Source organism: Peptostreptococcus porci (assembly GCF_009695815.1).
GTDB lineage: Bacteria > Bacillota > Clostridia > Peptostreptococcales > Peptostreptococcaceae > Peptostreptococcus > Peptostreptococcus porci.
Genome location: NZ_VUNE01000009.1, coordinates 1 through 1,107 on the forward strand (window position 1 = coordinate 1; position 1,107 = coordinate 1,107).

Here is a 1,107-nt window from a genome sequence, read left to right on the forward strand (position 1 = left end):
TGACCTCATCACTCCCCCTGGTCCATGCCAAGCGCCTGCAGGCGCTGCTCGACACGGTGGGTGCCCTGCTGGGCGAGCGCCGCCTGGGCTTGACCGCCCTGGGGCGTGCCTTGCCAGGGCCAGTGGCTACCAAGCACACCATCAAGCGAGTCGATCGGTTGCTGGGCAACCCTCACCTGCATCAGGAGCGTCCCCTGTTCTATTGGCTCGTGGCCAGCCTGCTGATTGGCCACATGACCCGCCCGCTGATTCTGGTGGACTGGTCGCCGATTGATGACCGTGGCAAACGGTTCTTGCTGCGCGCCGCGGTGCCCTTTGCCGGGCGCTCGCTGCCAATCTTCGAGAAAGTCCACCACAAGGATGGCTGCCAACACTGTGAGGCATACTTGTTGGCCGCTCTGGCCGAGATACTGCCTGACAACGCCACGCCGATCTTGGTCACCGATGCGGGCTTTCGTAATCCCTGGTTCGAGGCGGTTGAGGCACGTGGTTGGTACTACGTCGGCCGGGTGCGTAGCCCGGTTCGCTGCCAGCTGCCAGGGCAGGCGTGGCAACCTGTGTCAGACCTGTTTCCGCAAGCGACATCGGTACCGCGGGCGCTGGGTTCCGTGCAAATTGCTGAGAGCAATCCACTGACCACCCGCATGGTGCTCTACCATCGGCCGCCGCAGGGGCGCAAGCATCGCAACAAGCGCGGACAGGTCTCCCAGGACAGCCGCAGCCGGGCGATTGCCCAGCGCCAGAAGGAGCCCTGGGTGCTGGTCAGTAACCTACCGGCGCGCTCAACGCTGGCGGACAAGTTGGTGGCCATTTACCGGCAGCGCATGCAGATTGAAGAGGGCTTCCGCGACGTCAAGAGTCCCCAGTTCGGGCTGGGCTTCGGCATGCATCAGTCTCGCCAAGGCAAGCGGATCGAAATCCTGCTGCTGATCGCGATGCTGGCCAATGTCGTGGTGATGGTTGCCGGTCTTCAAGTCCGAGACAGCGGGCAACAGCGACGCTACCAGAGCAACACGATCCGTCATCGGAACGTTCTCTCCGTGTGGCGTTTGGGACTGGAGTGGCTGCGACGTCATTGTGTCGGTGCTGTCCCATGGCCCTCTTGGA

Annotated in this window: 1 protein-coding gene; it reads left to right on the plus strand. The window is 63.3% G+C overall.

Going from position 1 to position 1,107, the window contains the following annotated elements; all coding sequences use genetic code 11:
* On the plus strand, nt 1-1,107 hold a 1,107-nt coding region (locus FYJ71_RS09840; protein WP_154538689.1), incomplete at both ends, for an IS4 family transposase.